Source organism: Bordetella sp. BOR01, from assembly GCF_019218885.1.
In the GTDB taxonomy this organism is placed as follows: Bacteria; Pseudomonadota; Gammaproteobacteria; order Burkholderiales; family Burkholderiaceae_B; genus Bordetella_A.
This window is the reverse complement of the sequence record NZ_JAHUWT010000002.1, coordinates 903,786-928,029: the sequence shown is the minus strand read 5'-3', so window position 1 is coordinate 928,029 and position 24,244 is coordinate 903,786. Positions and strand designations below refer to the sequence as shown.

21 protein-coding genes are annotated in these 24,244 nt (G+C 66.6%); 9 read left to right on the top strand and 12 right to left on the bottom strand.

Features of this window, described 5'->3' with window-relative positions:
• Nucleotides 1–9 precede the first annotated feature (9 nt).
• Together KW845_RS12135 and KW845_RS12130 are read right to left on the bottom strand one after the other, a co-directional pair.
• Complete coding sequence (locus KW845_RS12135; protein WP_218369466.1) at nt 10–396, bottom strand: MOSC N-terminal beta barrel domain-containing protein; 387 nt, start codon at nt 394–396, stop codon at nt 10–12.
• Nucleotides 393–2,909: an AsmA family protein gene (locus tag KW845_RS12130; protein WP_218369465.1), complete on the bottom strand. Its 2,517-nt coding sequence runs from the start codon at nt 2,907–2,909 to the stop codon at nt 393–395. The genes KW845_RS12135 and KW845_RS12130 overlap by 4 nt, the downstream gene beginning before the upstream one ends.
• Before the next feature lie 158 nt (nt 2,910–3,067).
• On the opposite strand from KW845_RS12130, the gene KW845_RS12125 reads away from it, so the two are divergent.
• The 6 genes from KW845_RS12125 (at nt 3,068) to KW845_RS12100 (ending at nt 8,955) form a co-directional block, all read left to right on the top strand.
• Entirely contained in the window at nt 3,068–4,117 is a 1,050-nt protein-coding gene (locus KW845_RS12125) for an adenosine deaminase (protein WP_218369464.1), read from the top strand.
• Between the two features lie 83 nt (nt 4,118–4,200).
• Nucleotides 4,201–4,653 (top strand): MarR family winged helix-turn-helix transcriptional regulator, encoded by a 453-nt coding sequence (locus KW845_RS12120; RefSeq protein ID WP_218369463.1) that lies wholly within the window; start codon nt 4,201–4,203, stop codon nt 4,651–4,653.
• A gap of 1 nt (nt 4,654) precedes the next feature.
• On the top strand, nt 4,655–6,814 hold the full coding sequence (locus tag KW845_RS12115; RefSeq protein WP_218369462.1) for a TonB-dependent receptor: 2,160 nt from the start codon (nt 4,655–4,657) through the stop codon (nt 6,812–6,814).
• 204 nt (nt 6,815–7,018) lie between these two features.
• Nucleotides 7,019–7,594: a PadR family transcriptional regulator gene (locus KW845_RS12110; RefSeq protein ID WP_255592655.1), complete on the top strand. Its 576-nt coding sequence runs from the start codon at nt 7,019–7,021 to the stop codon at nt 7,592–7,594.
• Nucleotides 7,595–7,636: 42 nt separating this feature from the next.
• Nucleotides 7,637–8,461: a siderophore-interacting protein gene (locus KW845_RS12105; RefSeq protein WP_218369460.1), complete on the top strand. Its 825-nt coding sequence runs from the start codon at nt 7,637–7,639 to the stop codon at nt 8,459–8,461.
• Between the two features lie 11 nt (nt 8,462–8,472).
• Nucleotides 8,473–8,955: an NUDIX hydrolase gene (locus KW845_RS12100; protein ID WP_218369459.1), complete on the top strand. Its 483-nt coding sequence runs from the start codon at nt 8,473–8,475 to the stop codon at nt 8,953–8,955.
• Between the two features lie 26 nt (nt 8,956–8,981).
• Here KW845_RS12100 and KW845_RS12095 read toward each other — a convergent pair whose 3' ends face one another.
• Together KW845_RS12095 and KW845_RS12090 are read right to left on the bottom strand one after the other, a co-directional pair.
• Complete coding sequence (locus KW845_RS12095) at nt 8,982–9,974, bottom strand: tripartite tricarboxylate transporter substrate binding protein (RefSeq protein WP_218369458.1); 993 nt, start codon at nt 9,972–9,974, stop codon at nt 8,982–8,984.
• Nucleotides 9,971–11,890 (bottom strand): CocE/NonD family hydrolase, encoded by a 1,920-nt coding sequence (locus KW845_RS12090; RefSeq protein WP_218369457.1) that lies wholly within the window; start codon nt 11,888–11,890, stop codon nt 9,971–9,973. Before KW845_RS12090 ends, KW845_RS12095 begins: the two co-directional genes overlap by 4 nt.
• A 153-nt stretch (nt 11,891–12,043) precedes the next feature.
• Here KW845_RS12090 and KW845_RS12085 point away from each other — a divergent pair, with 153 nt between their 5' ends.
• Nucleotides 12,044–13,003: a LysR family transcriptional regulator gene (locus KW845_RS12085; protein WP_218369456.1), complete on the top strand. Its 960-nt coding sequence runs from the start codon at nt 12,044–12,046 to the stop codon at nt 13,001–13,003.
• A 30-nt stretch (nt 13,004–13,033) separates the two neighbouring features.
• On the opposite strand, the gene KW845_RS12080 is transcribed toward KW845_RS12085, so the two are convergent.
• From KW845_RS12080 to KW845_RS12055, 6 genes are all read right to left on the bottom strand, one after another.
• Nucleotides 13,034–14,335: a four-carbon acid sugar kinase family protein gene (locus KW845_RS12080; RefSeq protein ID WP_218369455.1), complete on the bottom strand. Its 1,302-nt coding sequence runs from the start codon at nt 14,333–14,335 to the stop codon at nt 13,034–13,036.
• On the bottom strand, nt 14,332–15,606 hold the full coding sequence (locus tag KW845_RS12075) for a ribulose-bisphosphate carboxylase large subunit family protein (protein ID WP_218369454.1): 1,275 nt from the start codon (nt 15,604–15,606) through the stop codon (nt 14,332–14,334). The genes KW845_RS12080 and KW845_RS12075 overlap by 4 nt, the downstream gene beginning before the upstream one ends.
• The gene (locus KW845_RS12070; RefSeq protein WP_218369453.1) at nt 15,603–16,142 is read right to left on the bottom strand and encodes a VOC family protein; all 540 of its coding nucleotides are present in this window, start codon (nt 16,140–16,142) and stop codon (nt 15,603–15,605) included. The genes KW845_RS12075 and KW845_RS12070 overlap by 4 nt, the downstream gene beginning before the upstream one ends.
• Before the next feature lie 28 nt (nt 16,143–16,170).
• On the bottom strand, nt 16,171–18,075 hold the full coding sequence (locus KW845_RS12065) for a TRAP transporter large permease subunit (protein WP_218369452.1): 1,905 nt from the start codon (nt 18,073–18,075) through the stop codon (nt 16,171–16,173).
• The gene (locus tag KW845_RS12060; RefSeq protein WP_218369451.1) at nt 18,075–19,109 is read right to left on the bottom strand and encodes a TRAP transporter substrate-binding protein; all 1,035 of its coding nucleotides are present in this window, start codon (nt 19,107–19,109) and stop codon (nt 18,075–18,077) included. The genes KW845_RS12065 and KW845_RS12060 overlap by 1 nt, the downstream gene beginning before the upstream one ends.
• Nucleotides 19,110–19,205: 96 nt before the next feature.
• Nucleotides 19,206–20,006, bottom strand: a complete 801-nt coding sequence (locus tag KW845_RS12055) for an SDR family NAD(P)-dependent oxidoreductase (protein WP_218369450.1) — start codon at nt 20,004–20,006, stop codon at nt 19,206–19,208.
• A gap of 161 nt (nt 20,007–20,167) precedes the next feature.
• On the opposite strand from KW845_RS12055, the gene KW845_RS12050 reads away from it, so the two are divergent.
• Nucleotides 20,168–21,205, top strand: a complete 1,038-nt coding sequence (locus tag KW845_RS12050; RefSeq protein ID WP_370628201.1) for a LacI family DNA-binding transcriptional regulator — start codon at nt 20,168–20,170, stop codon at nt 21,203–21,205.
• On the opposite strand, the gene KW845_RS12045 is transcribed toward KW845_RS12050, so the two are convergent.
• Nucleotides 21,202–21,879, bottom strand: a complete 678-nt coding sequence (locus KW845_RS12045; RefSeq protein ID WP_218369449.1) for an ankyrin repeat domain-containing protein — start codon at nt 21,877–21,879, stop codon at nt 21,202–21,204. The two genes, KW845_RS12050 and KW845_RS12045, sit on opposite strands and share 4 nt — an antisense overlap.
• Before the next feature lie 95 nt (nt 21,880–21,974).
• Between KW845_RS12045 and KW845_RS12040 the strand changes: the two genes are divergently transcribed.
• A complete protein-coding gene (locus KW845_RS12040) occupies nt 21,975–22,856 on the top strand; it encodes a LysR family transcriptional regulator (protein WP_218369448.1) in 882 nt (293 codons plus the stop codon).
• Here KW845_RS12040 and KW845_RS12035 read toward each other — a convergent pair.
• On the bottom strand, nt 22,853–24,040 hold the full coding sequence (locus tag KW845_RS12035; protein ID WP_218369447.1) for an amidohydrolase family protein: 1,188 nt from the start codon (nt 24,038–24,040) through the stop codon (nt 22,853–22,855). The genes KW845_RS12040 and KW845_RS12035 overlap by 4 nt on opposite strands.
• Nucleotides 24,041–24,244: the final 204 nt, after the last annotated feature.

The following is a 24,244-nucleotide window of genomic DNA, read 5'->3' as shown; positions in this document are numbered from 1 at the left end:
GGCCCGGACTTAGGCGGGCCACTGCACGGCGGCCATGTCGGGGTGCACTTTCAGCAGCCGGCAGGGTATTTGCAAGAAATTCGACACCCATGCCGCCGCCAGGTCGCCTTCGTCGACCACGTCCACCGTTTGATCGCCAATGCGGATCTGGTAGCGCACGCTGTCGTCGTCTTCGATGACATCCAGCGGAATATCCATGCGCAGCATGCCTGGCGCCTTCATGACCAAGTAGCCCAGCCGCAATTCGATGGCGATTTCGGCCAGCCGGGGGCACAGGTCGCGGTCGAGCCAGGTACCGGCATCGTTGGCCACCAGCCAGCGCTTTTGATACGGCTGCGCTTGCGGCTGCGAAGTTTCGCCGCATTCGGCGACAGGCTGGAATGCGGATGCGCTCATTTGCCCAGGAGTCCTTTCAGTGCGTTATCGAGTTGCGGGGCCAGCTTGGCATCGCCGGCCTTCTTGCTGGCAGCATCTTTGAGTTTTTTCTCGAGCCCGCGCTTGAGCGCTTCAGTGGCCACGCCACGCCATTGCACGGTGTAGGTCGGCTTGTCGAACGGACCGCTGACCAGCACGGGAATGGTGATGCCCTTGAGCTCTTCGAGGTCTGCGCCGTCTTGCCCGGTGCTGGTGTTGACCACGCGCACCTTGGCCACGAAATTCAGGGTCTTCTGGACGAAGTCGATGGCAGCCGGGTCGCCCTGCGACACGCGCAGCAGCGGCGATGCCATGTCGAGCCGCTTGGCATTGGCCACGCCCTTGACGAAAACCAGGTCGGCCTCGAGCGAGGTGAAATCGGTTTGGCGGGCCTGGTCGGCGGCCAGGGTGGGGTCTTGCGCCTGGCCGGTAAAGGCAGCCTTGAGTTCGCGCAAGGTTTGCGCAATATTGATGCCGCGCACCGCGCCATCGCGCAAGCGCAACTGCATGCTGCCGTTCAGGCCGGTGGTCAGTGTGTACGAATTGGAACCCGCGGTCTTCAGGTCCAGCGCCAGGCTGCCGGTGCCGGTCAGCGCGCTCTGCTTCACCAGATCGGACAAAAGCGGACCGATGGCAATGCCGGCCAGCGTCATCTTGGCCGCCACCTGGTTGCCTTCGGCGGCGTTGACCGACATGGTGCCGCCCAGCTTGCCGTCGTACAGCGACGCGGCCAGCGTGGAAATATCGAGCTTGCCTTTTTCGAGCTTGATCTTGGCGCTGAGTTCGCTGGCCTTCAGGCCGCGCACCACCAGTTGGCCGATCTTGATGGTGCCGTTGGCGGTGGGGCCCACCAGGGCGGACAGGTCGATCGAGCTGTCGGCCACCGAGGGCGTTTCGGCGGCGGGCTTGGCCGGCTGCTTGGCTGCGTCGGCTTGCTTGCCATCGCCGGCGGGCGCCTTGGGGGCGGCAACCGGTATGGGCGGCGCGAGCTTGTCCAGATCGAGCGTATCCACCGCCAGCGCGAACGTGATGTCGGGCACTTCGGACAATTTCTTGATGTCGGCCGTCAGGTCGAACTTGCCGCCTTCGAGCACCGCGTTGATCTTGGCGCCGCCCTGGTCTTTCTGCAGATTGGCGTTCATGCTGCCGATGACCGGGATCTGCAGGCTGCCCTTGGGCAGGCCCGGGTCGGTGATGTTGACATCGCCCTTCAAGGCCGACAGGCCGATGGCACGCTGCCACAGGTTGAAGGTGGCCGGCGACGTGAACATTGCCTTGACCACGCGCTCGCCCTGCGTCAGGGTGCTGTCGAGCTTGATTTCCTTGATGTCGAGTTCGCTGGCGTTGCCGCTGATGCCGTTCAGTCCGAAGCTGGCATCCATGCCCTGCAGGCGAACCCGGCCCGTCAGGGCCTGCCCGGTGGCCGAAGACGGCGAAATGTTCAGCGCCGGGGCATCGGCCGCGATCTCGAACGGCCCGCCGGGCAAGGCGCCCTTGGCCCGCACCGCCAGCTTTTCGATCTGCAGCTGCAGCTTGTGCGGGTCCAGCACCAGTTTCGGAACCGTTACGCTGGCCTCGACGTTCTTCATGGGCGTGGCCGGATCAGGCACGTCGCCCTGGAACACGATTTCCAGCCCGCCGGCATCCAGCGACGAAGTACGGCCGTTGAACGCCAGGTTGCCGCGCGCGGCCAGGCTCTTGGCTTCGGCGCCCAGCACGTTGCCATCCATGCGCACGTCGAGCTTCTGCGCCGCGAAGCGCTTGCCCAGCGGATCGAGCGTCAACAGCCCCTGCCCGGTAAGGTTGGCATCCACCCGCGGGTTGCCCCCTTCGATCTTGGCCGACAGGCTGACATCGAAGGGCTGGTTGTACGTGACACGCCCGGTATTGGCGGTGAGGTTGGTAACGGCCACCGCCATGCCCGAGATTTCGTCCTGCAATTGCAGTTCGCCCGCCTGCAGGTCCAGGCCGGCGATATCGATCTGCATGGTGGCGGGCGCCGACGCGCCGCCGGTAGCGATGGCCTGGGCGGCGCCGGCCATGGCGCCCACGGCGGCGGTGGCCGGCCCTGCCGGCTGGGCCGCATTGGCCACGCCGCCGCCCACCAGGTCTTCGAAATTCAGATGGCCGCTTTTGTCGCGCACCACGCGCGCCTTGAAGCCATTGATGGCCACGTGGTCGACCACCAGGTTGCTGGACAGCAGCGGCCACACGGCCACCGCCAGGCGCATGCTTTCGATGGAAGCGAAGGTATCGGTGCTGTTGACTTCCGACAGCGATACGCCCTGCACGCTCAGGCCGATGCGGGGAAACAGCGACAACTCGATTTCGCCGTCGATGGCCAGGGTACGGTGATAGCGATCCTGGACCAGCTCTTCGAGCTTGTACTTATAGGCGTTGGGATCGAACGTGAGCAAAAAGATGGCCAGGCCGACGACGGCCACGACAACCAATACCACCAGGCCTATCAATATGCGCTTGAACCACGTTTTCATTGCCGCCCCGCGGGTACCTCGACTGGAAATTGGAATTAACCGCGCGCCATTCCGGTAAGGTATGGGACGATTTCGCCGCTTGCGAGCCGGCGGCGTGGCAATATGGTAACAAACCGGGGGCCAAAACCGCCCCAATGCTGATATTTACGGTCCCTGTCATGGATACCCTAGCCGATTTTCCCCGCCAGAAGTTGCCCGCCCTGCTGCAGGCCATGCCCAAGGCCGAGCTGCACGTGCATATCGAAGGCACGCTGGAACCCGAGCTGATCTTCGCGCTGGCGCAGCGCAACAGCGTTGCCCTGCCCTATGACAGCGTGCAGGCGCTGCGCGCCGCCTACGCCTTCACGAACCTGCAGAGCTTCCTGGATATCTATTACGCCGGCGCCAGCGTGCTGCTGCACGAACAAGACTTTTTCGACCTGGCCATGGCGTATTTCCGGCGCGCGGCCGCCGACCGCATCGTCCATGCCGAATTGTTCTTCGACCCCCAGACCCACACCGCGCGCGGCGTGCCCATGCAAACCGTGGTGGCCGGGCTGGCGCGGGCCTGTGATGCCGCCCATGCCGAACTGGGCATCAGCAGCGCGCTGATCCTGTGCTTCCTGCGGCACCTGAGCGAGGCCGACGCATTCCAGGCCCTGGAACAGGCTTTGCCGTATCGCCAGCACTTCATCGGCGTCGGGCTCGACAGCGGCGAACGCGGCAATCCGCCGGAAAAATTCGCCCGCGTCTTCGCGCGTTGCCGCGAACTGGGTTTGCGCATCGTTGCGCACGCCGGCGAGGAAGGCCCGGCGCAATATATCCGCGATGCGCTCGACCTGCTGGGTGCCGAGCGCATCGACCACGGCGTCCGTTGCGTCGAAGACCCGCAACTGGTCGAGCGCCTGGCGCGCGAACGCATCCCCTTGACGGTGTGCCCGCTGTCGAACATAAAACTGCGCGTGTTCGACACGATGGCCGACCACAACATGGCCACACTGCTGGACGCGAACCTGTGCGTCACGGTGAACTCCGACGACCCGGCTTATTTCGGGGGCTACCTGAACCAGAACTTCCTGGAAACCTTCCGCGCGCTGCCGCAGCTCGATGCCCGCCACGCGGTGCAACTGGCCCGCAACAGCTTCGAAGCAAGCTTCGTCCCCGCTGACTGGAAAGCACGCTGGCAGGCCGACCTGGCACGCACCGTCGCGCAGCTTGGCCAGGCCTAGGGCCTGTCATTCCTGGCACAATGTTCCTTGGTGAGCGGCGCCTGGCGCCGCTTCATGCAACCCTCCCCGTCGGAGATCCAGCCTTGCCCAAAGAACAACAGGGCCTGCAGACTATCCAGCACCTGGGCCAGACCTACCGCGCCATGCAGGCCGCGTTCAGCAGCCGCGTGGGCCATGCACTGCCGCGGTGGCGAATCTTGCTGACCCTGCACGAGCACGGGCAGTGTCCGCAGAAAACGCTGGCCGAGCGCTGTCGCCTGGACCCGGCCTCGCTGACCCGCCTGCTGCAAGCCATGCAGCAGCAGGGCTGGATCACGCGCAGCGTCGACCCGCTCGACAATCGCGTCACCAACGCCGCCTTGACGGCGGCCGGCCAGGTCGTGGTGAACCAGGCCCTGCCGCGCCGCGCGGCATTCTTCGAAGAATCCCTGCAAGGCCTGTCCAGCCAGGACATCCAGACGCTGAACAACGTGCTAAGCATGCTGGAACGCAATTTTGCGCAGGCCGCCGTACCGCGGGCCGAGCCCGGCAGCTGACATGGGGCCGGCCCATGCGTCGTGGCGTAGCCTGGCCAGGCTATTGCAGCGCGCCGGCCAGTATGCGGCGTTCCCCCTGGCCGCGGCATCGGCCGACGCAGCCGACACCACGGCCACCCTGCCGCCCGTTCAGGTAACCAGCACCCAGATCGTGCAGCCTGCCTTCGATACGCCCGCTTCCGTCGATGTGATCGATGGGCGATCGATGCGCGACAGCCACTTGCAGGTCAACTTGTCGGAAAGCCTGGGCAGCGTGCCGGGCCTGCTTATCCAGAACCGCCAGAACTACGCGCAAGACCTGCAATTGTCGCTGCGCGGTTTCGGCGCACGCTCTACCTTTGGCGTACGCGGCGTGCGCCTGTATGTGGACGGCATTCCCGCCACCATGCCCGACGGGCAAGGCCAGACGTCCAACATCGACATCGCCTCGATCGATCGCGTGGAAGTGCTGCGCGGGCCATTCTCGGCGTTGCACGGCAATTCATCGGGCGGCGTGGTCAGCGTCACGACCGAAGACGGCGACGGACCCGCGCGCATCACGTCCAGCTTTGCCGCGGGCAGCGACGGGCAGCGCCGCTACGGGCTGAAAGCCAGCGGCTCGGCCGGCGACGCACCGCAAGACTTCCGCTACCTGCTCAGCACCAACCGCTACCTGACCGACGGCTATCGCGAGCACAGTGCGGCGCGCAAGACGCTGGCCAACGCCAAGCTGGGCATCGGCCTGGGCGCCGACAACGACCTGACGCTGGTGTTCAACAGCGTAGACCTGGCGGCCGACGACCCGCAGGGCCTGACGCGCCAGGAGTTCGAAGACGATCCGCGCAGCGCGGCGCCCGGTGCGCTGCGCTTCGACACGCGCAAGACCGTGCGCCAAACGCAGGGCGGCGCAGTCTATGAGCACCGCGTCGACAACCAGAATGCATTGCGCCTGATGCTGTATTACGGGCAACGCGATACCCGCCAGTTCCTGTCGATTCCGGTAGCGACGCAGGCCGCGCCCGGCCAGGCGGGCGGCGTCATCGACCTGCGGCGCGACTACGGCGGCGCCGACCTGCGATGGACCTGGCAATCGCAATTGGCGGCACGCCCGTTCACCATGGCGGCTGGCCTGGCCTATGACACCATGACCGAAGACCGCCGCGGTTACGAGAATTTTGTCCAGACCGCGCAGGGGCCGCAATTGGGCGTGCAGGGCAAGCTGCGCCGCAAAGAGCGCAACCGCGCCTGGAACCTGGACCCTTACCTGCAAGCCTCGTGGCAATTCGCGCCCGCCTGGACCCTGGAGGCCGGACTGCGCTACAGCACGGTGCGATTCGACTCGCAAGACCAATACATCACCCCCGGCAACGCCGACGACAGCGGCAGCGCGCGCTACCGCAAAGCCCTGCCCATGGCGGCCCTGCGCTACCAGGTCAACCCCGGCTTGAACCTGTATGCCACCGCCGGCCGTGGTTTCGAGACCCCCACCTTCAATGAACTTTCTTATCGCCCGGACGGCCAGCCCGGCCTGAACTTCGGGCTGCAGCCATCGGTGAACACCAGCATCGAGGCCGGCGCGAAGGCACACATAGGGCAAGGCACGTTGACCGCCGCGCTATTCCAGACCCGCACCGCCGACGAGATCGCAGTCGACACCAGCCAGGACGGCCGCACCACTTACCAGAATGCCGGCCGCACGCGCCGCCAGGGCGCCGAGTTGCGCTGGACCGCCACGCTGGCGCGCCACTGGCGGGCCGCGCTGGCCTACACCTGGCTGGACGCCCGCTATCGCGACGGCTTCCATGACGGCGCGCCCACCCCGGACAACCGCGTGGCGGCGGGCAACCGCATCCCGGGCATCGCGCAGCACGCCGCCTATGTCGCGCTGGCGTGGGCACCGCCAAAGGGCTGGCGGGCCGGTATCGAAGGCCGCTACCTGGGCGCCATGTATGCCGACGACCGCAACCAGCATCGCGCGCCTGGCTATTTCACCGCCGCGGTGCATGCCGGCTACGCCTGGTCGTGGCAAGACTGGCAGTTCGACGCCTTTGCTCGCCTGGACAATGTGTTCGACCGCCACTACGTCGGGTCGGTCATCGTCAACGCCGGGCAAGACCGCTACTACGAGCCGGCGCCAGGGCGGACCTGGATCGCCGGCCTGGGAGCCACCTACCAGTTTTGACAACCGCCCCGGATCGCTGCCGCGCTTGACAGCGATATAGCCTCGGTAATATCGTACGATACATCGTAAGATATGAAAGGACGCAAGATGCGCGCACGACACCACGATTTCCCCGGCTCGCGCCTGCCTGGCCCCGGCACGGGCCATTTCCCGCAACACCTGGGGCCGGCCGGCCATCGCGGCCGCCATGGCGGCCGCGGCTGGATGGGCAACGGCGATGGCATGGGCGGCGACAGCAGCGGCATGATGATGCGCGGCCGCAAGTTCGGCGCCGACGAACTGCAGCTGATGCTGCTGGCCTTGCTGGAAGAACAGCCCCGCCACGGCTACGAGCTGATCAAAGCACTGGAGACCCGCTCGAATGGCTTCTACACCCCCAGCCCCGGCGTCATCTACCCGGCCCTGACCTACCTGGAAGAACTGGACTACACCACGGTCGAGACCCACGGCAACCGCAAGCGCTACCACCTGGCCGCGCCCGGCCTGGCCCACCTGGATGCCAACCGCGAACGCGTCGAACTGCTGTTCGCCGGCCTGCAGCATGCCGCCCGCAAGATGGCCTGGATGAAACAGGCCTGGCAAGGCGAAGCCGGCGTGCAAGAGGCCGAACAGGCCAGCGGCTGGCTGCATGAATTCGTCGAGGCGCGCCGCGCGCTGCGCGAGGCCCTGCTGCGCCGTACCGACGTCGATGCCGCCGAACAGCGGCGCCTGGCAGCCATCCTGCAGCGCGCCACCGCCGAGATCATGGGCAATGCGCCAGGGCCCTGTGATCCGGCTTAGGGCCTGCAAACAGATCCTAAGCCGGCCAGACCAAGGACACTCATGCAAACTTCTCTTGTTTCCGATCGCCATGCCGTGCAGAAAGTGCGGCATACCCTCAAGGCGCGCCTGTTGCAGGTACGGCGCATACAACGCATCGGCCCCTATCTGCTGCGCGTGACCCTGGCGGGCGATGAGCTGGCCGGCTTCGTGTCGGCGTCATTCGACGACCACGTCAAGCTGTTCCTGCCCGTGGCCGACGGCATGCCTGTGATGCCCACCATCGGCCCCCAAGGCCCGGTATATGCGGACGACGCGCCGCGCCCGGTATCGCGCGACTACACCCCGCGCCGCTACGATGCCGACGCCGGCGAACTCGATATCGACTTCGTGCTGCATGGGCATGGGCCCGCCGCCAGCTGGGCGGCCCAGGCCGCGCCGGGGCAATACCTGGGCGTGGCGGGCCCGCGCGGCTCGTTCGTCATTCCCCACGACTTCGACTGGCACCTGCTGATCGGCGACGAAACCGCCCTGCCCGCCATTGCCCGGCGCCTGGAAGAATTGCCGCGGGGCAAGCGTGTGCTGGCCGTCATCGAGACGCGCCACCCTGCTGCCCGCATCGCCCTGCCTACCCAGGCCGACCTGAGCCTGCATTGGGTACATGATGCCGCCGAGCCCGAAGACGGCCCGCCCGTGCTGGAACGCGTGGTACGCCGCTTGCAGCTGCCCGACGGCGAAGGCTATGTATGGGCCGCGGGCGAGTCGGCTGCCATACGCGGCATACGCCAGTACCTGGTGCAAGAACGCGGCATCGACAAATCGCGCATCCGCGCCGCCAGCTATTGGCGCCGTGGCGACGCGGGCGCCCATGAAGTATTCGGCGACTGAGCCATGACTTCATGACTGCCCCCATCTTCCATCCCCCCGCCGCCGCGGCGTCCAGCCACGATCCGCAGCGCCCCATCGCCGCCACGATCGCAGCCGTGGTGCGCGATGGCCATGTGCTGCTGGTGCGGCGCGCGCATGCGCCCGACGCCGGGCGTTGGGCTTTTCCCGGCGGCAAGGTCGAGCTGGGCGAAACCGTGCGCGAGGCCGCCATGCGCGAACTCTACGAAGAGACCTGCGTGCGGGCGCAGGCCCTGCAGGTATTCGATGCCCGGGATGTCTACGATCGCGGCGCGCAGGGCGAACTCAGCAGGCACTACATCCTGATTGCCGTCCTGTGCCGCTGGATCGATGGCGAACCGGCGGCGGGCGACGATGCGCTGGACGCGCGCTGGTTTCCGATTGGCAAGCTGGCATCGCAGGACTTGGCCTTGAGCTTCGGCGTAGCCGACGTGGCGCGGCAGGCGGTCGAACTGGCCGCGGCCTTGCCAGGCTGAGCCGCGTCGCGCCACTGGCATCGGGCCTATTGCGGCTGGACCCCTGCCGCCGCTGCGGTCTTGTGCATGAAAACCGACTCTTCGACGACACGTTTGCCCAGCGCTTCGGCGCCGCCCGTCGCGGGTTGATATCCCAGCTCGCGCAGGCGCGTCACCGTCTGCGGCTCGGCCAAGGCGTGCTCCACGGCCGCCGTCAGCTTGGCCACGACAGGCGCAGGCGTGCCGGCGGGCGCGAAGATGGCATTCCAGACCGGAAACGTGCAATCGGGCACGCCTGTTTCGTTGCACGTGGGAACATCGGGCAGCGCCTGCAGGCGATCCGGACCCAGCACAGCCAGCGCGCGAAGCTTGCCCTGGCTGACCATGCCCGCGGCCTCGGCCGTTCCCAGTGTGAAATCGATCTGGCCGCCCAGCAAATCGGCGATGGCTGGTGCCCCGCCGCGATAGGGCACATGCAGGAAGCTGGCGCCGGTCTGGTTCTGGAGCATCACTGTAGCCAGGTGCACGGCACCGCCGACGCCCGTCGAACCGTAGCTCAGTTTCTGCGGATGCGTCTTGCCGTACTCAACCAGGTCGGCCAGCGTACGCATCGGTGAATCGGCATTGACCAGTACCACATAAGAAGTCGTGCCGATCAGCGCAATGGGCTGGAAGTCTTTCACGGGGTCGTATTTCATGTCCTTGATGACCACCGGCGCCACCGTGTGGGTAGAACCCGAACCCAGTAACAGGGTATAGCCATCGGGCGCGCTGCGCGCCACGGCGGCGGCTCCTATCGTGCTGCCGCCGCCGGCGCGGTTTTCCACCACGACCGTCTGGCCCAGTTCGTCCTGCATCTCGCGCGCTATCATGCGGCCCAGCGTATCGGCGGTGGCCCCGGCCGAGAAGGGAACAACCATCGTCAACGGGCGGGCGGGGTAGTCCTGCGCGGCCAGCGCGGGCGCGCCGCCGCATACTCCGGCGGCCAAGAGCGCCGCACTGAGCCGGCGGCGTACGGAAGAGGAAAAGAACAAATTCATGCCGAGATTCCTTCAGCGCTGATAGGTTGCAGGGGAAGCACAATATGCGAGGCCCGTAGACCGTCGACGAACAAGGTCTGCGTGGCCACCTGCGTATGCGTGTGCGCCCCCGGCGCCTCACCGGTATTGGGATTGAGGTCGTATTCGGGAAAGCTGGAACTGGAAATGTCCAGCCGAATACGGTGCCCGGCCTTGAACACATTGCTGGTCGGATTCAGTTCGACGGTGACCGCGTATTCGCGACCGGGCTCGATCAATTCGCCGGTGGCACGGTCGTCTCGATAACGCATCCTGAGTATGCCCTCGGACAACAGCAAGGCCACGCCGTCGGGAAAATCGGCGCTGGGCGGATAGATGTCGAGCAGCTTGGCAGTGAAGTCGGTGTCGGGCGCCGACGAGGCCACCCACAGCCGGACGGACAGCGGGCCGGTCACCTCGCAATCCTGGGCCAGGGGTTCCGTCTGGAAAACAAGCACATCCGCGCGCTCGGCCAAGGGCCGGTCGCTGCCGCGGCACGCCGTCAGCGTCGGGCGGCAACGCTGGTCGCGCGGGCCCGGCAGGACGAAGGCGGGGAAAGTCTCGCTTTGCAGGCTGCTTGCGCCGATACCCGGGCAGGGATCGGCAGGGTCATATCGATAACCCAGCGGCGCCGCGCCGACGGAAGGCCGATCGATACCGAGCCGGCCGTCTGCGTGCAGGTAATAGGGGGTGGCAAGAGTGGACGGCAACGGCCATTCGGCCGACTCTCGCCATTGCCCGCCGTGAAAGACACGCCCTTCGGCAGTCTTGTGCCCATCGCCCAGGCCCATGACGAAATAGCGCAAGGCAGGTTCGTCCCCCGCGCCGTTCTCGTGCCCAAGCACGAACCTGTCCAGCCAGGCCAGCCAAGCCGCGTGGATGGGGCCATGCTGCCCGGCAGCCGGGCCGAACTCGGCCTCGCCGGCCGAGGTGGCTTCCAGCATGGCCGGACTGTGCACCCAGGGCCCCATGACCAGCCGCACGGGCTGTTTCAGCCGGCGTCCGAGTTCGCGCAGTTTGTCGAGATTGGCGTTGGCATGGTGGGCGAACCAACCCGACACCATGAGCACGGCAACGTCATCGGGGTAGTCATCCCAGCGGCCTTCAAGCCGCACGGTGGGATTGTGCCAATAAGAGGTGTCGTCTGCCGTTTCCAGCATCGCGAAGTACACATCTTCATAATCGGGGGCCGAGGCCAGGGCAGATTGGCCGCGCCGCAAAGGCAGTTCGTCGGCCCACTGCGCCGAACGTTCGCGCATCGCCGTCAACGCATCGCGCACGCCGGCATCATCCCGGGCCTGCGGGCTTTGCAGGCCATGCTCGATCGCCCAAGGCAGCGCCACGCCGACATTGAACGCGCCGTGGTATCTGAACATGCGCTGCCGGTAATTCGTCCCGGCATCCCGCAGCACCTGTGCGCGCAAGCCCGCCGGCCGATGCAGCGCCATGGCCTGCTGGTTGGCCGCGCTGAATGAGCCGCCTACCGTGGCCAGGCGGCCATCGCACCACGGCTGGGCAAGCAGCCAGTTCCAGGTATCGATGCCATCCACGCCTTCGTCCGGCACATTGGTCATCATATGGAACCGCCCGCCTGAATCCCCGCGCCCGCGCACGTCCTGGATCATGAACACGTAGCCCGCCCGCGCAGCGGCCAGGCCGAAATCATGAAAGCGGGCCGATGCCCGTCCGTAAGGCGTGCGCTCCAGCACCACGGGCAGCGCGCCGCCGGCCGCCTCGCCCGGTGGCGCGGGGCAGTACACATTCGCGGTCAGAAGCGTGCCATCGCGCATGGACACGTCGATGCCGATGAACAGCAGGACGCCGATATCGATCTGCTGCACGCCTGCTGCGATGCGCCGCAACGCATCGGCCGGAGAAGCGCCGGGACCACCATGCATGTTCATTGCCTCGATTGAAAATAAATGCGCAGGCCATGGAACGGCCTGCGTGGTGAAGCATGGTAGGTAAGCAAACAGTGACCGTAAAGGGATGTTTTTTTGAGATTCAATAACCAAACGGTTATAAATCGATTTTGCTCCTGGCCATTTCTCATGTCTACGCCGTCGTCCTCCATTGTCAGCCGGCTGAAATTTCGCCACTTGCGCTTCATGCTGGCGCTGGCCGAAACAGGCAGCCTGGCACGCACCGCCGAGCGCCTGTCGGTCAGCTATCCCGCGGTCGTGAAGACGCGCCTGGAAATCGAAGAAACCCTGGGAGCCCGGCTGCTCGCCGGCCGGGGAGATGCGGCCGTCTTTACCGAGATCGGGACATGCCTGGTCCAGGCCAGCCGGCGCATCCTGGCCGAACTGGATTGCGCAGGCGAAGAAATCGCCGCGTTGCGCGACGGATTGCATGGCCACCTGGTGGTGGGCGTGCGCTCACCCGATGCCCTGCAATGGCTGACGCCGGCCATTGTGCAATTTCGCACCCATTTTCCTGGCGTCTCGGTGTCGCTGGTGGACGGCCTGCATGAAAGCATCGCTTGCGGCGAAGTCGACATCGGGTTCGCACGCGCCGGGCCCATGCACGGACCTCAAGACCTGGCTTTCCAGCCTTTGTTCACGATACGTTCGGCCGTCGTGGGCAGCGGCAGCCACGCACTGCCGCCCAGGGCCCGGCCCAACTGGCCCACGCTACTGGCCTTGCCTTGGGTCTTGCCGCCCACCGGTACGCCATTGCGTGACCGGTTCGACGAATTCCTGGCCATGCGCGGCTTGCAGGGGCCGGCCAATTCCATTGCAATCAGCGACGCGTCGGCGCAGATGGAAATGTTCCGCGCCGGCAGCTTCCTTGGGCTGTCATCCGAATCCGTTGCGCAACACCTGGTGGAACGCCGCATCGCCAGTATCGTCGTCGCCAAGCTGACTGCCCTGGACGACCATGTCGCCATGATCTGGCGTAACCATGTCCCTTTGCATCCGGTGCTACTGCAATTCAAGCAATTCGTGCTGGCCTATCAACAACAGGCCCGCAGTGCGCCGGGGCTGGCGCGCGCGACCGGCCTGCCTTGACCCCGGCCGCGACACCACGCGCGCGGCCCGCTAATCCGACCCGCGCAAGAACCGTTCGAACAGATCCACCGACCCCATCTGTCCGCCCTTGAGCATGACTTCCATGCCGTCCAGGGCCGGCACGTCGCTGTGCACGCGGCACAAGGCCACGCCCGGCTCGATGCGCGCCAGGTGCGACAGGCCCCAGGCATCCAGCGCCTGCATGGCCAGGCTGGAACTATCGCCGCCCGCCACGCCCATGCGGGCAATGCGCACCTGCCGCAGCACCGTGTCGAGCAGGCGCCCGCCTGCCCGGGCCAAGGCCTGGCTTTGCACGCCGGCAGTGCGCTGGCCCTGTGCGTTGTCGATCCAGGCCAGCACATGGCGCCCGTCGCGCAAGGCCTGTGCCAGTTCGGCCGCCGACGCGGCGCGATAGGCGCCGTCGTCGCTGGCCAGGCGCACCGGATCCAACCGGATTTTTTGATACGACCTGGCGGCCTCGACCTGTCGCGCCGTCACCGGCGACAGGCTGCCGGCCAGCAGCAGCACGGGCCCCTGGGCCGCCGCAAAAGCATCGGGCCGTGCCTTGGCGGCATTGCCCCATTGGCTGCCCAGCGCCTCGATCACGCTGCTGGCGCCCACCGCCAGCAGCGGCTCGGCCGCCGCCCACCCCGCCAGCACGGCGCCGATCGCCTCGAGATGCGCCGATTCGGCCACATCGAACAGCGCGGCATCCATGCCTTGCGCGCGCAGCGCCCGCAAGCGGGCCTGGATAGCGTCGTGCCCCGCCGCACAGGTGCGGTAATCAACCGACCCCACACGCCCCGCCCCCAAGTGGGCAAAGTGGCGCCGCAAATCGGCCTCGTGCATGGGCGTAACCGGGTGGCGGCTCATGGTGGGGTGCCGGTCGATGCGATGGACCTCGCCGTCGGCCGCCGCATACAACTGGGCGAACACGCAATAGCGCCCCAGGCTGGGCTGCCCACCGACAATGACAGGCCAGGGCTGGCGCATGGCAGCGCCCAGCACTTGCATCGCCACGGCAATATTGCCGACCTGGCCGGCACTGTCGAAGGTGGAGCACACTTTGTAGTGCACCACGCGCGGCTGCAGGCCGGCGAAGAACTGCGCCACCGGCTGCAATGCCGCGCGCATGGTGCCGGGGTCCATGGCACGCGTGGCGCCGGCAATACCCAGGCAGTCCAGCGGGCCGGCACGCTCGCGCTGCGCCGCCGTGGGTACGCCCAGGAACAACAGGCTGCGCAGGCCGGCGCGCGTGGCGGTGGCAAGCGCGTCGGTGGCTCCGGTGAAATCGTCGCCGTAGTACGCCAGGCGTGGCGCGGGCAGGCTCATCGCGCGCCGAAAAACGCCAGCGCGCGCGCCAGCTCGGGCGCCTGGCTGGCATACTCGGCCAGGCCGCGGCCGGCGCGCACCGCATCCCATGCCTGGCGGATACTGGCCACGCCGGCGGCCGCGCCGTCCGGATGCGCCAGGATGCCGCCGCCCGCCATGAACAGCAGGTCATCGCGGCCGATGGCCGCCCAGGTGGCCGGCACGGTGCCCGCCCACTGGCCGGACGAGAACGCCGGCATCACGGTGTCGTCATGCGCCAGCCCTTGCGCCAGCGGCGTGTAGCAGTCGCGCGCGCCGCTGATCACCTCTTCGTCGGGCTGCGAGAACTTGCCTTGCAGGCCATGCACGTGCATGTGGTCCACGCCCGCCAGCCGCCACAGGGTCTGGTAGGCCTGGAAGCCGATGCCCAGCAGCGGATGGCGCGACAGCGCGCCGAAACCGTTGCGATGGCCGTGCAGCACCAGCGGCGTATGGCGCCGCAGGGTCTGGATGGCCGAATAGCCGCAGGCATTCAGGCTGGCCATGACGCAAGTGCCGCCCTCGCGCTCGACCAGGTCGGCATGGCGCCGCATGGCGTCGGTCTCGTCGGTGATATTGAACGCCACCATCACGCGCTTGCCGGTGCGTTCGGCATGGGCGCGCACCACGCGCATCACGGCCGGCACGCGCTGTGCCAACGGCGCGTGTTCAGGGTCGGCGCAGACTTCATCGTCTTTGATGAAATCCACACCGGCCGCGCATAGCCGGCCAACCAGCTCGGCCGTGTCTTCGGCCGAGAACCCCACATTGGGCTTGATGATGGTGCCCACCAGTGCACCGGCCGGCACGCCGGCGGCGCGCCGCGTGCCGGCAATACCGGCGCGCGGGAAATCGAAGCGCGCGCGGTACTCGGCCGGCAAGTGCAGGGTTTCCAGGCGCAGCCCGGTGACTTCGCCCAGGTCGTACAGGTTGCCCGCCACCGTGCTGGCCAGCGTGGGCAGGTTCGCGCCGATGTTGGCCGGCGGAAAGGCAATATCCACGCGGGCGCGGCGCCACGGCCCCGCCTGGCGCCGCCGTTCCAGCAGCGCGTTGGGCAAGCTGGGCTGGCCGGTTTCATCCAGCAATTGCACCGCTTCCACCGTCGCGCGCGCGCGGGCGCGCAGCGCGTCGGTCTCGCCCGCCACCCGGGTGAAGGTGCCGCACGATTGCTCGCCCGCCATCACCTCGGCCACGGAAGCCGGGTCCAGCGGTGTCTCGATGACGTAGCTGGCCAGGATGCGCCCTGCGCTCATTGCGCCCCCAGGTTCGGAAACGGGCGCACCGGATCGCTGCCGTCCCAGCCGTCGGCGGCTTCGCGGATCTGCTGGAACATGCGCCCCTTCGGGCCCGCCACCTCGGACAGCTCGATCACGGTGCCCGGATGGAATTCGGTATCGAAGTAAATGAAGCGGCCGCGATCACCCACTTCGCCGCTCATCTTGGGCTTGAAGCCCTGGCCCAGCAAGCGCTCCAGGTCGGCATCGTAGTCTTCGGTCCAGTAGGCCACGTGCTGCAGCCCGGTACGGCCCGCCTGCTGGAAATCGCGATACATCGAGGGCACGTCGTTGCGGGTCTGGATCAGCTCGACCTGCACGTAGCCGGAATTGGCCAGCGCCACGGAATTGTGCGGCTCGTACGGCTGGTCGTCGTAGCGATAGTTCACGATGGGCACGCGCGGGTTGTAGAACCAGGGCCCGACGCCCAGCGTCTTGCTCCAATAGGCCATGGCGGCCTCGATGTCGGGCACCACATAGCCCAACTGGCGAATCTGGCCGAGGAATCGGCTCATGAAATGCTCCCGTGCGAAAAAGGGGTGATCAGTTGTCGAGAAAACCGATGGAAATCCAGGGAATGGCCGCCACCAGGACCAGGCCCACCAGCAGCGCGGCCATATAGCCCCAGATGGGGCCGATGCCCTCGTTGGGATCGACCTTGCCCACGGCGCAGGCCCCGTAGTAGCCCACTCCGAACGGCGGGGCGAACAGGCCCACGCCCATGGCCAGGATGACCACCATGGCGTACTGCACTTCGTGGATGCCCACGGCGCGCGCAATCGGGAACATCAGCGGCCCGAACAGCACGATGGCCGGTATGCCTTCCAGCACGCTGCCCAGCACGATGAACGCCACCAGCGACACGGCCATGAAGGTGTATTTGCCGCCGGGCAGGCCGCTCATGGCCTCGGCCAGGTCGTGCGCGAAGCCTGATTGCGTCAATGCCCAGGCCATGGCCGTGGCGCAGCCGATGATGAACAGGATGGCGCCCGACAGCGTCGCGGTCTCGATCAGGATGCCGGGCAGGCGCTTGACGTCGAACTGGCGATACAGCAGCAGGCCGGCAATCACCGAATAGGCGATGCCGATGGTCGACACTTCGGTGGCCGTGGCCACGCCCTCGACCACCGCCGCGCGTATCACAAAAGGCAATGCCAGGGCAGGCAGCGCCACCAGGAAGCTCTTGCCGATCAAGCCGCGCGATACGCGCGGGACGTTGCTCAGGTCTTCATGGCGATAGCGCCACCACACGATCACGCACAGCGCCAGGCCCAGCACCAGGCCGGGCAGCATGCCGCCGGTGAACAGCGCCGAGATCGACACGCCGGTCACCGAGCCGATGGTGATCAGCACGATGGACGGCGGAATGGTCTCGGTCTGCGCGCCCGTGGTCGACAGCAGCGCGATCAGGTCGCCCGGCTTGGCGCCGCGTTTTTTCATTTCCGGCAGCAGCACCGGCGCAATGGCGGCCATGTCGGCGGTCTTGGAACCTGAAATGCCCGACACCAGGTACATGCCGGCGATCAGCACGTAGTTCAGCCCGCCGCGCACGTGGCCCAGCAGGCTGGACAGGAACTGCACCATGGCGCGCGCCATGCCGGTCATCTCGATCAGCATGCCCAGCAGCACGAACAGCGGCACCGCCAGCAGGATCAGGTGCGACATGCCTTCGTCCAGCCGCCCCACCATCACCAGCATGGGCGTGCGCGTGGTCAGGGCCAGGAAGCCGAAGGTCGCCAACGCAAAAGAGAAAGCGATGGGCACCCCGGCGAATACGCAGGCGCCCACGACGCCGGCGAAGAAAATCAGCAAGTTCAGCTTGCCCAGCGTCATCAGCCAGGGCCCCGCCAGCCAGAACAGCAGCGTGATGGCCACGGCGGCGAGCAGTGCCGGCATCACGTGCCGCGTGTGCTCGGTACGCAGCAGGCGCACCACGCATACCAGCAGCATCAGCAAGGTGCCCACGGGCAGCGCGGCGGCGCGCCAGGCATTGCTGATCTCCATGGCGGGCGTGACGATGATCACTTCTTCGTAAGCGTATTCCCAGGCGGGATGAATCAGCAGCACCAGGAACACCAGGGCGGCGGCCAGCGCGAACGTCTCCAGGAAGGCGCGTGTGTCCGGAGCGCACTTGGCCACCACGGCCGTCATGCGCATGTGCGCGCCGCGCCGCAGCGCGATCACGGCACCCAGCATCGACAGCCACAGGAACAGGATCGAGGCCAGCTCGTCCGTCCAGACGATGGGCTCATGAAACACGTAGCGCGCCACCACGCCGGACAACAGCACGGCCACCTCGACCAGCACCAGCAAGGCCGCCGGCCATTCGGACACCACGCCCAGGGCGCGGTCCATCCAGGCCAGCAGGCCCGTGTCCGAACGCTGCCTGGCCGGCGCGGCCGGCAGCGGCCCGGCCACCCAGGCCTTGGTCTCGTGGCCCGCCGACATCAGGACACCTTGCCGACGGATTCTTCCAGCAAAGCCCAGGCCTGGTCGCCAAACTTCTGCTTCCACTCGGCATAGAAGCCGGCCTTGCGCAGTTGCTCGCGAAAGCTCTGTGCCTCGGCGGCGTTGAACTGCAGGCCCTTGGAGGTCAGTTCGTCCTGCAGGGTGGTATTGAGCTTGACCAGGTCATCGCGCTGCTGCAAGCCGGCTTCATTGAAGGCGCGTGCATAAATGGTCTTCAGGTCGTCCGGCAGGCCGCGCCAGGCGCGGCCGTTGATCACCAGGTGGTAGCCGTCCCAGCTGTGGTTGGTCAGCGAGCAGTATTTCTGCACTTCGTACAGCTTGGCGGTCTGCACGATGGCCAGGGGGTTTTCCTGGGCATCCACCACCTTGGTCTGCAGGGCGGAATACACCTCGCTGAACTGCAGGCTGGTGGGCGCAGCCGACAGGGACTTGAACAGCGATATCCCCATCGGGCTGACCGGCACGCGGATCTTCATGCCATCCAGGTCGGCGGCCGTGGCCACGGGCCGCGAGCTGCTGGTGATCTGGCGAAAGCCGTTGTTCCACATCTTGTCCAGCGTATACAGCCCCACCTTGGCGAACGCGGCGCGAATGCTGTTGCCCAGGTTGCCGTCGACCGCTTTCCAGACTTCTTCGTCGTTGGAAAACGCGAAACCCATGGCGGTGATCGCGCTGATGGGCGCCAGCGTCGCGATCACCATGGTGCCGGCATTGAACATGTCGATACCGCCGCTGCGCACTTGCGCCAGCATGTCGGTGTCGCCGCCCAACTGGTTGTTGGGGAACACCCGCACTTCCATGCGGCCGTTGCTTTCCTTGGCGACGCGGGCGGCGGCTTCCAGCGCCCGGATGTTCAGCGGATGGCTGGTCGGCAGGTTGTTGCCGTACTTGAACACGTATTCCGGCGCGGCGCTCGCGGCCAGCCGCGGCACGCCGATCATGGTGGCGGCCAAAGGCAGGCCTGCCAGGGTGCGCAGCGCACTGCGGCGCGTGAAGGTCTTGTTATCTGTCATGGCACTGTCTCCTGTGCACAGTTCGCCGGCTCGGGCCAGCGATGTTGGAAATTTCCGTACCGGCCCGCCCGCCATGGCGCCGGTTCCGGGCTCGAATCAGTTGCAGCGGGCGTGCATGCCTCCATCCACGAACAGCTCAACGCCATTGATGTAGCGTGCCTCGTCCGAAGCCAGGAACACCGCGGCGTGAGCCACGTCCCATCCATCGCCCATGCGGCCGGTGGGTGACAACTTATTGCGCGCCTGCACCATTTCCTGGGTGTTCTGGTAGAAGCCCGAGATCTGCTGGTAGATATGGGGCGTATCCATCACGCCGGGCAGGATGCAGTTGGCCCGGATGCCCTTGGCGGCGTACTGTAGCGCCACGCTCTGGGTAAAGGAATTCACCGCGCCCTTCGAAGCCGCGTAGGCACAATAGGCGTAGCCCGTCCAGCGCACGCCGCCCAGCGCCCCGATGTTGATGATGGCGCCGCTCTGGCGCGCTTCCATGTGCGGCAGCACCGCCTTGCAGGTCAGGAACATGCTCTTGACATTCACCGTCATGACGCGGTCCCAGACGTCTTCGCCGGTTTCCACCGGACCGCCCTGCGAAGTAATGCCCACATTGTTGTGCAGCACGTCGACCTGGCCATACAGCGACAAGGCATGGTCCACCACGCGCTGGATGTCGGCAAAGTTGGTGACGTCGGCCTGCACGCCCACGGCCTCGTGGCCCTCGGCGCGAATCGCGTCCTGGGTGGCCTGGGCGGCTTCCTGCACACGGTCCACCGCCACCACCCGGGCGCCTTGCCGGGCATACGCGGCCGCGGCGGCCTTGCCATTGCCCCAGCCTTCGCCCACCGAACCGGCGCCGAATACCAGGGCCACGCGGCCGGCCAACCTGCCTGTTGTCTCCATCTTTTTCCTTGTTTGCGCCCGGGGCGCTGCTGCAGATAGTTGCGTAGGATAGGGGCGCGGCCGGCAAAATCCCAAGCCCGTTTTTTGATGGCTTTTGAGGTTCACCTCGGCAATCCGTGTAAGGTATAGCCCGCAAGTTTCCGCAAATTGGGAGAAACCCGGTGCCCCAGGCTTTGCCCACCGTGATTGATATTGCGCGATTGGCCGGTGTCTCGCCGGCCACGGTCGACCGCGCGCTGCATCGTCGCCCAGGCGTGCGCCAGGCAACCCTGCAGCGGGTACTGAAAGCAGCCGCCGACCTGCAGTACCTGCCCCAGGCCGAACTGTATGCCGCCATGGCTCCGCCGCCGATGCGGCTGCTGTTCATCCTGCCCGACCGCAGCAGCCGCTTCCTGTCGATGCTGGGCGAATGGGTGCGGCACTCGCAGGAACACTGGGCGCCCTACAACGTCAGTTGCCGCGTGGCGCCGGTGGAAAGCTTCGACCCCGACGCGCTGACGCACATTCTGCGACGACGCGGCAAGCAATGCGACGGCGTGGCCTTCATGGCGCTGGAACACCCCAAGGTGCGCGAGGCGGTGGCCGAGCTTGCCGACCAGGGCATTCCCAGCGTCACGCTGGTCTCAGACCTGTCGCACTCGCGGCGCAGTGCCTATGTGGGCCTGGACAACCGCGCCGCCGGGCGCACGGCGGCGCACCTGATCGGCCGCTTCCTGGGGCCGGCGCGGCGCGGCGCCAAGGTGGCAATGCTGGCCGGGTCGCTCAGCTACCGCGCCCATGAAGAGCGCGAGGCGGGCTTCCTGCACTTGTTCGCCGAGCAGTATCCGCAGATGCGCGTAGTGGGGTTGCGCGAAGGCTACGACGACACCCAGACCAACTATCGCCAGACCCTGGCGCTGCTCAAAGAGCACCCCGACCTGGCCGCCATCTACAACATCGGCGGCGGCGCCGAAGGCATCGGCCAGGCCTTGAAAGAATGCGGCAAGCAGCACGACATCGCGTTCATCGGCCATGGCCTGACGCCGGATACGCGCGCGCTGCTGATCGACGGCGGGATGGATGCCGTCATCAACCAAAGCCCCCTGACGACCATCCTGAACAGCATCCGCATCTTCACCAACCTGCGCGAACATCGCAGCATGCTGTCGGGCGTAGAGGCCACGCGCACCGATGTGATCTTCCGCGAGAACCTGCCCTAGCCGCGCGCGCCGGCCTGCTGCAGGATGCGCACCATGTCGGCGTAGCCCGAGCGGCGCGCGTGCGCCAGCGCCGTCACGCCCTGGCCGTCGGCCAGGTCGACGTCGGCACCGGCATCGACCAGCAGTTGCACGATCTGCACGTGCCGGGGCCCGCCATCGCCCAGGATGACGGCCTCGAGCAAGGCGGTCCAGCCCAGGTTGTTGACGTGGTCCACCTCGACGCCGGCGGCGATCAGGGTGCGTACCGTCTGCACGTGGCCGCGCTCGGCAGCGGGAATCAGCGCCGTGCCGCCATAGCGGTTGGTGCTTTTCAGGTCGGCGCCGTGCGCCAGCGTCATGGCCAGGATCTCGTCGTGGCCGCGCGCACCGGCATATAAATAGGGGCTGTCGTGGATGGCGTCCTGCGCGTTCACATCGGCGCCGGCCTGCACCAGCGCCTGGGCGGCCGGCACGTTGTTGTGGTGCGTGGCAATCAGCAAGGGCGTGCGCCCCCGGCTGTCGCGCGCCTCGACCGCGGCCCCTTGCCGCAGCAAGGCCTGCACGTCTTGCGCGCTGCCCGTGGCCGCCGCCTGGCGCAAGCGGCTGTCCAGGGGCGCGCCCGTCGGCGTGGCGGCCACGCTGTGCGCCATGGCCAACGCCATGGTCAAGAAAATCGATAAGCGCTTGAGCAGCATCGGGATCCACCTCGGCATCGTTGCTGGCCGGCATTGCCGGCCCGGTCCGCACCATGATAAAAGTCTGGAGTCTTATCCAGAAGTTAAATATTCGAATGGCCACCAGTCAAAAATCGAATAGAGTGCTATTCGACCTGGACCTGCTCAGGGCCATGGTCGCCGTGGCCGAATGCGGCAGTTTCACCACCGCCGCCGCGCGGCTGCACTCTACCCAGTCCACCGTCAGCCAGAAGGTGCGCCGGCTGGAAGAACTGGCCGGCCATACCCTGCTCGACCGCGGCAACCGCGACGTGCGGCCCACCGAAGCCGGGCAGACGCTGCTGGGCTACGCGCGACATATGCTGGCCACCAACGAGCAGCTCGCCGAGGCGCTGTCGGGCGCCATGGTGGCCGTTACCATCCGGCTGGGGCTGCCGGAAGACTTCGCCACCGGGCCGACCACACGGGAACTGTCCGCCTTCAATCGCCGCCACCCGCACGTGAAACTGGAAGTCACCAGCGGCCTGAGCCGCGACCTGGGCACCGGGTACGACAACGGCGAACTGGACCTGGTGCTGGTCAAGCAACGCCGCCACAGTCGCGCGGCCGTGGCATGCCGGCCCGAGAGAATGGCCTGGGTCGACAGCGCCCGGTATCCCTGCTTCCAGATGGACCCCGTGCCGCTGGTTACCTTCCCGATGCGGGGCTTGTACCGCGACGACATGATCCAGGCGCTGGAAACCATGGGCCGGCGCTGGCGCATCAGCTTCACCAGTTCCAGCCTGGGCGGCATCCAGGGCGCCGTCGCCAACGGCATGGGCATCAGCCTGCTGCCGCGCCGCACCGTCACCAAAGACCACGCGATACTCAAGAAGAAAGGCGGCCTGCCCGATATCGATACGTACGAGATCGGCATCTTCCATCGGCCCGCCGCCGACCGCATGGTCAAGGAACTGGCTGGCGTGCTGGTACGGATGCTGGAGCGCGACGACGCCTAAGCATTGCCTGGCAAGCCCGCCGGGCCGTGGGCATGGCCCCGGCGGACCACCAGGCGCCGGGCAGGCACGGCGGCCACTGCCGCCGCGGCATTCGGCGCTTCAAGCGCCACGAACGTGGCGTCGTTGCCTACCTTCAGGCCATAGCCGCGCAATCCCAGCACCTCGGCGCCCGCTGCCGTCGCCATGTGCAGCGCAACCTCGAGCGATTCATCGGTGTAAAAGCCCGACCGGTAGCCCACCAGCATGGCCCGCTGCAGCATGTCGCCCGAACCGTAAGGCCACCAGGCGTCCTGGATATTGTCATTGCCGGTGAACACCTGCACGCCCGCTTGCCGCAGCCGCAGCACCGGCGGGAACGCCCGGTTGCCGGGCGCATTCGTCATGATGGCCGCGCCGGCCTGGGCCAATGCCGCGGCCACGCCATCCAGTACGTCCGGCTCGACGTCGCCCAGGCAATAGGCATGGCTGACCGCCACGCGTCCACCCAGCCCCGCCGCGCGGGTGCGCGCCGCGATGCCGTGCAGTTGCGACACGCCCTGCTGCCCCGGCTCGTGCAGGTGAATGTCTATCTTCACGCCGTGCCTTTCGGCGATGCCGAACACCACATCCAGCTGGCCATCGGCATCGCCGTCCAGCGTGGTCGGGTCGATGCCGCCGATCACGTCGGCGCCTTCGCGCGCGGCCGCCTCCAGCACCATGGCGGTACCCGGGCAGGACATGACGCCGGCCTGCGGGAAGGCCACCAGTTCGATGTCCACGATGCCGCGCCATTGTTCGCGCGCCTGCATGACGGCATGCAGGTTCGCCAGGCCGGTGGTGGCGTCGACGTCGACGTGGCTGCGCATGGCCACCGTGCCATATGCGGCGGCTTGCGCAATCAGGGCATGGGCACGCTCGACAATCGGCCGCGCATCGGCCAATGCCTGCTTCTCGATCGCCAGCCGTTCGCGCAGGCTGCCCGCTGGCTGGTGCGGATGCCAGCGGTCGCCCACGAAGCTTTTGTCCAGGTGGATATGGCCGTCCACAAAGCCGGGCAGCACCAGCCAGCCCTGCAGGTCCACCACTTCGGCGCTGCCGTATGCGGGCAACTCGGGGCCCAGGGATTCGATGCGGCCATCGGCCACTGCAATACAGATGCGCTTGCCATCACCGGCAATGCAATTTGTGAAGACACGTTCGATCATGACCAGGTTTCCAATGCGCTTCGAACCGCGGCCAAAATGGCCTTGAAGCATCCCGACCACGATAGCGGCCACACCACTTATTCACAAATTAAATATTTGAATTAATTGAATCCATTATTTGAATGACATGACAACGCCTGCAGGGCTGCGAACACCTTTTCCCGGTAGACTCAGTATTCGAAAAACGGTATTATAAATATAAGA

Bases quoted from the DNA above. Each gene is read 5' to 3' on its own strand.
- KW845_RS12045 (WP_218369449.1), bottom strand. From the start codon at position 21,879: ATGCTGCTCAAGCGCTTATCGATTTTCTTGACCATGGCGTTGGCCATG.
- KW845_RS12125 (WP_218369464.1), top strand. From the start codon at position 3,068: ATGGATACCCTAGCCGATTTTCCCCGCCAGAAGTTGCCCGCCCTGCTG.
- KW845_RS12075 (WP_218369454.1), bottom strand. From the start codon at position 15,606: ATGAGCGCAGGGCGCATCCTGGCCAGCTACGTCATCGAGACACCGCTG.
- KW845_RS12080 (WP_218369455.1), bottom strand. From the start codon at position 14,335: ATGAGCCTGCCCGCGCCACGCCTGGCGTACTACGGCGACGATTTCACC.
- KW845_RS12085 (WP_218369456.1), top strand. From the start codon at position 12,044: ATGTCTACGCCGTCGTCCTCCATTGTCAGCCGGCTGAAATTTCGCCAC.
- KW845_RS12040 (WP_218369448.1), top strand. From the start codon at position 21,975: ATGGCCACCAGTCAAAAATCGAATAGAGTGCTATTCGACCTGGACCTG.
- KW845_RS12055 (WP_218369450.1), bottom strand. From the start codon at position 20,006: ATGGAGACAACAGGCAGGTTGGCCGGCCGCGTGGCCCTGGTATTCGGC.
- KW845_RS12090 (WP_218369457.1), bottom strand. From the start codon at position 11,890: ATGCATGGTGGTCCCGGCGCTTCTCCGGCCGATGCGTTGCGGCGCATC.
- KW845_RS12070 (WP_218369453.1), bottom strand. From the start codon at position 16,142: ATGAGCCGATTCCTCGGCCAGATTCGCCAGTTGGGCTATGTGGTGCCC.
- KW845_RS12035 (WP_218369447.1), bottom strand. From the start codon at position 24,040: ATGATCGAACGTGTCTTCACAAATTGCATTGCCGGTGATGGCAAGCGC.
- KW845_RS12130 (WP_218369465.1), bottom strand. From the start codon at position 2,909: ATGAAAACGTGGTTCAAGCGCATATTGATAGGCCTGGTGGTATTGGTT.
- KW845_RS12135 (WP_218369466.1), bottom strand. From the start codon at position 396: ATGAGCGCATCCGCATTCCAGCCTGTCGCCGAATGCGGCGAAACTTCG.
- KW845_RS12060 (WP_218369451.1), bottom strand. From the start codon at position 19,109: ATGACAGATAACAAGACCTTCACGCGCCGCAGTGCGCTGCGCACCCTG.
- KW845_RS12095 (WP_218369458.1), bottom strand. From the start codon at position 9,974: ATGAATTTGTTCTTTTCCTCTTCCGTACGCCGCCGGCTCAGTGCGGCG.
- KW845_RS12100 (WP_218369459.1), top strand. From the start codon at position 8,473: ATGACTGCCCCCATCTTCCATCCCCCCGCCGCCGCGGCGTCCAGCCAC.
- KW845_RS12110 (WP_255592655.1), top strand. From the start codon at position 7,019: ATGGGCAACGGCGATGGCATGGGCGGCGACAGCAGCGGCATGATGATG.
- KW845_RS12115 (WP_218369462.1), top strand. From the start codon at position 4,655: ATGGGGCCGGCCCATGCGTCGTGGCGTAGCCTGGCCAGGCTATTGCAG.
- KW845_RS12065 (WP_218369452.1), bottom strand. From the start codon at position 18,075: ATGTCGGCGGGCCACGAGACCAAGGCCTGGGTGGCCGGGCCGCTGCCG.
- KW845_RS12105 (WP_218369460.1), top strand. From the start codon at position 7,637: ATGCAAACTTCTCTTGTTTCCGATCGCCATGCCGTGCAGAAAGTGCGG.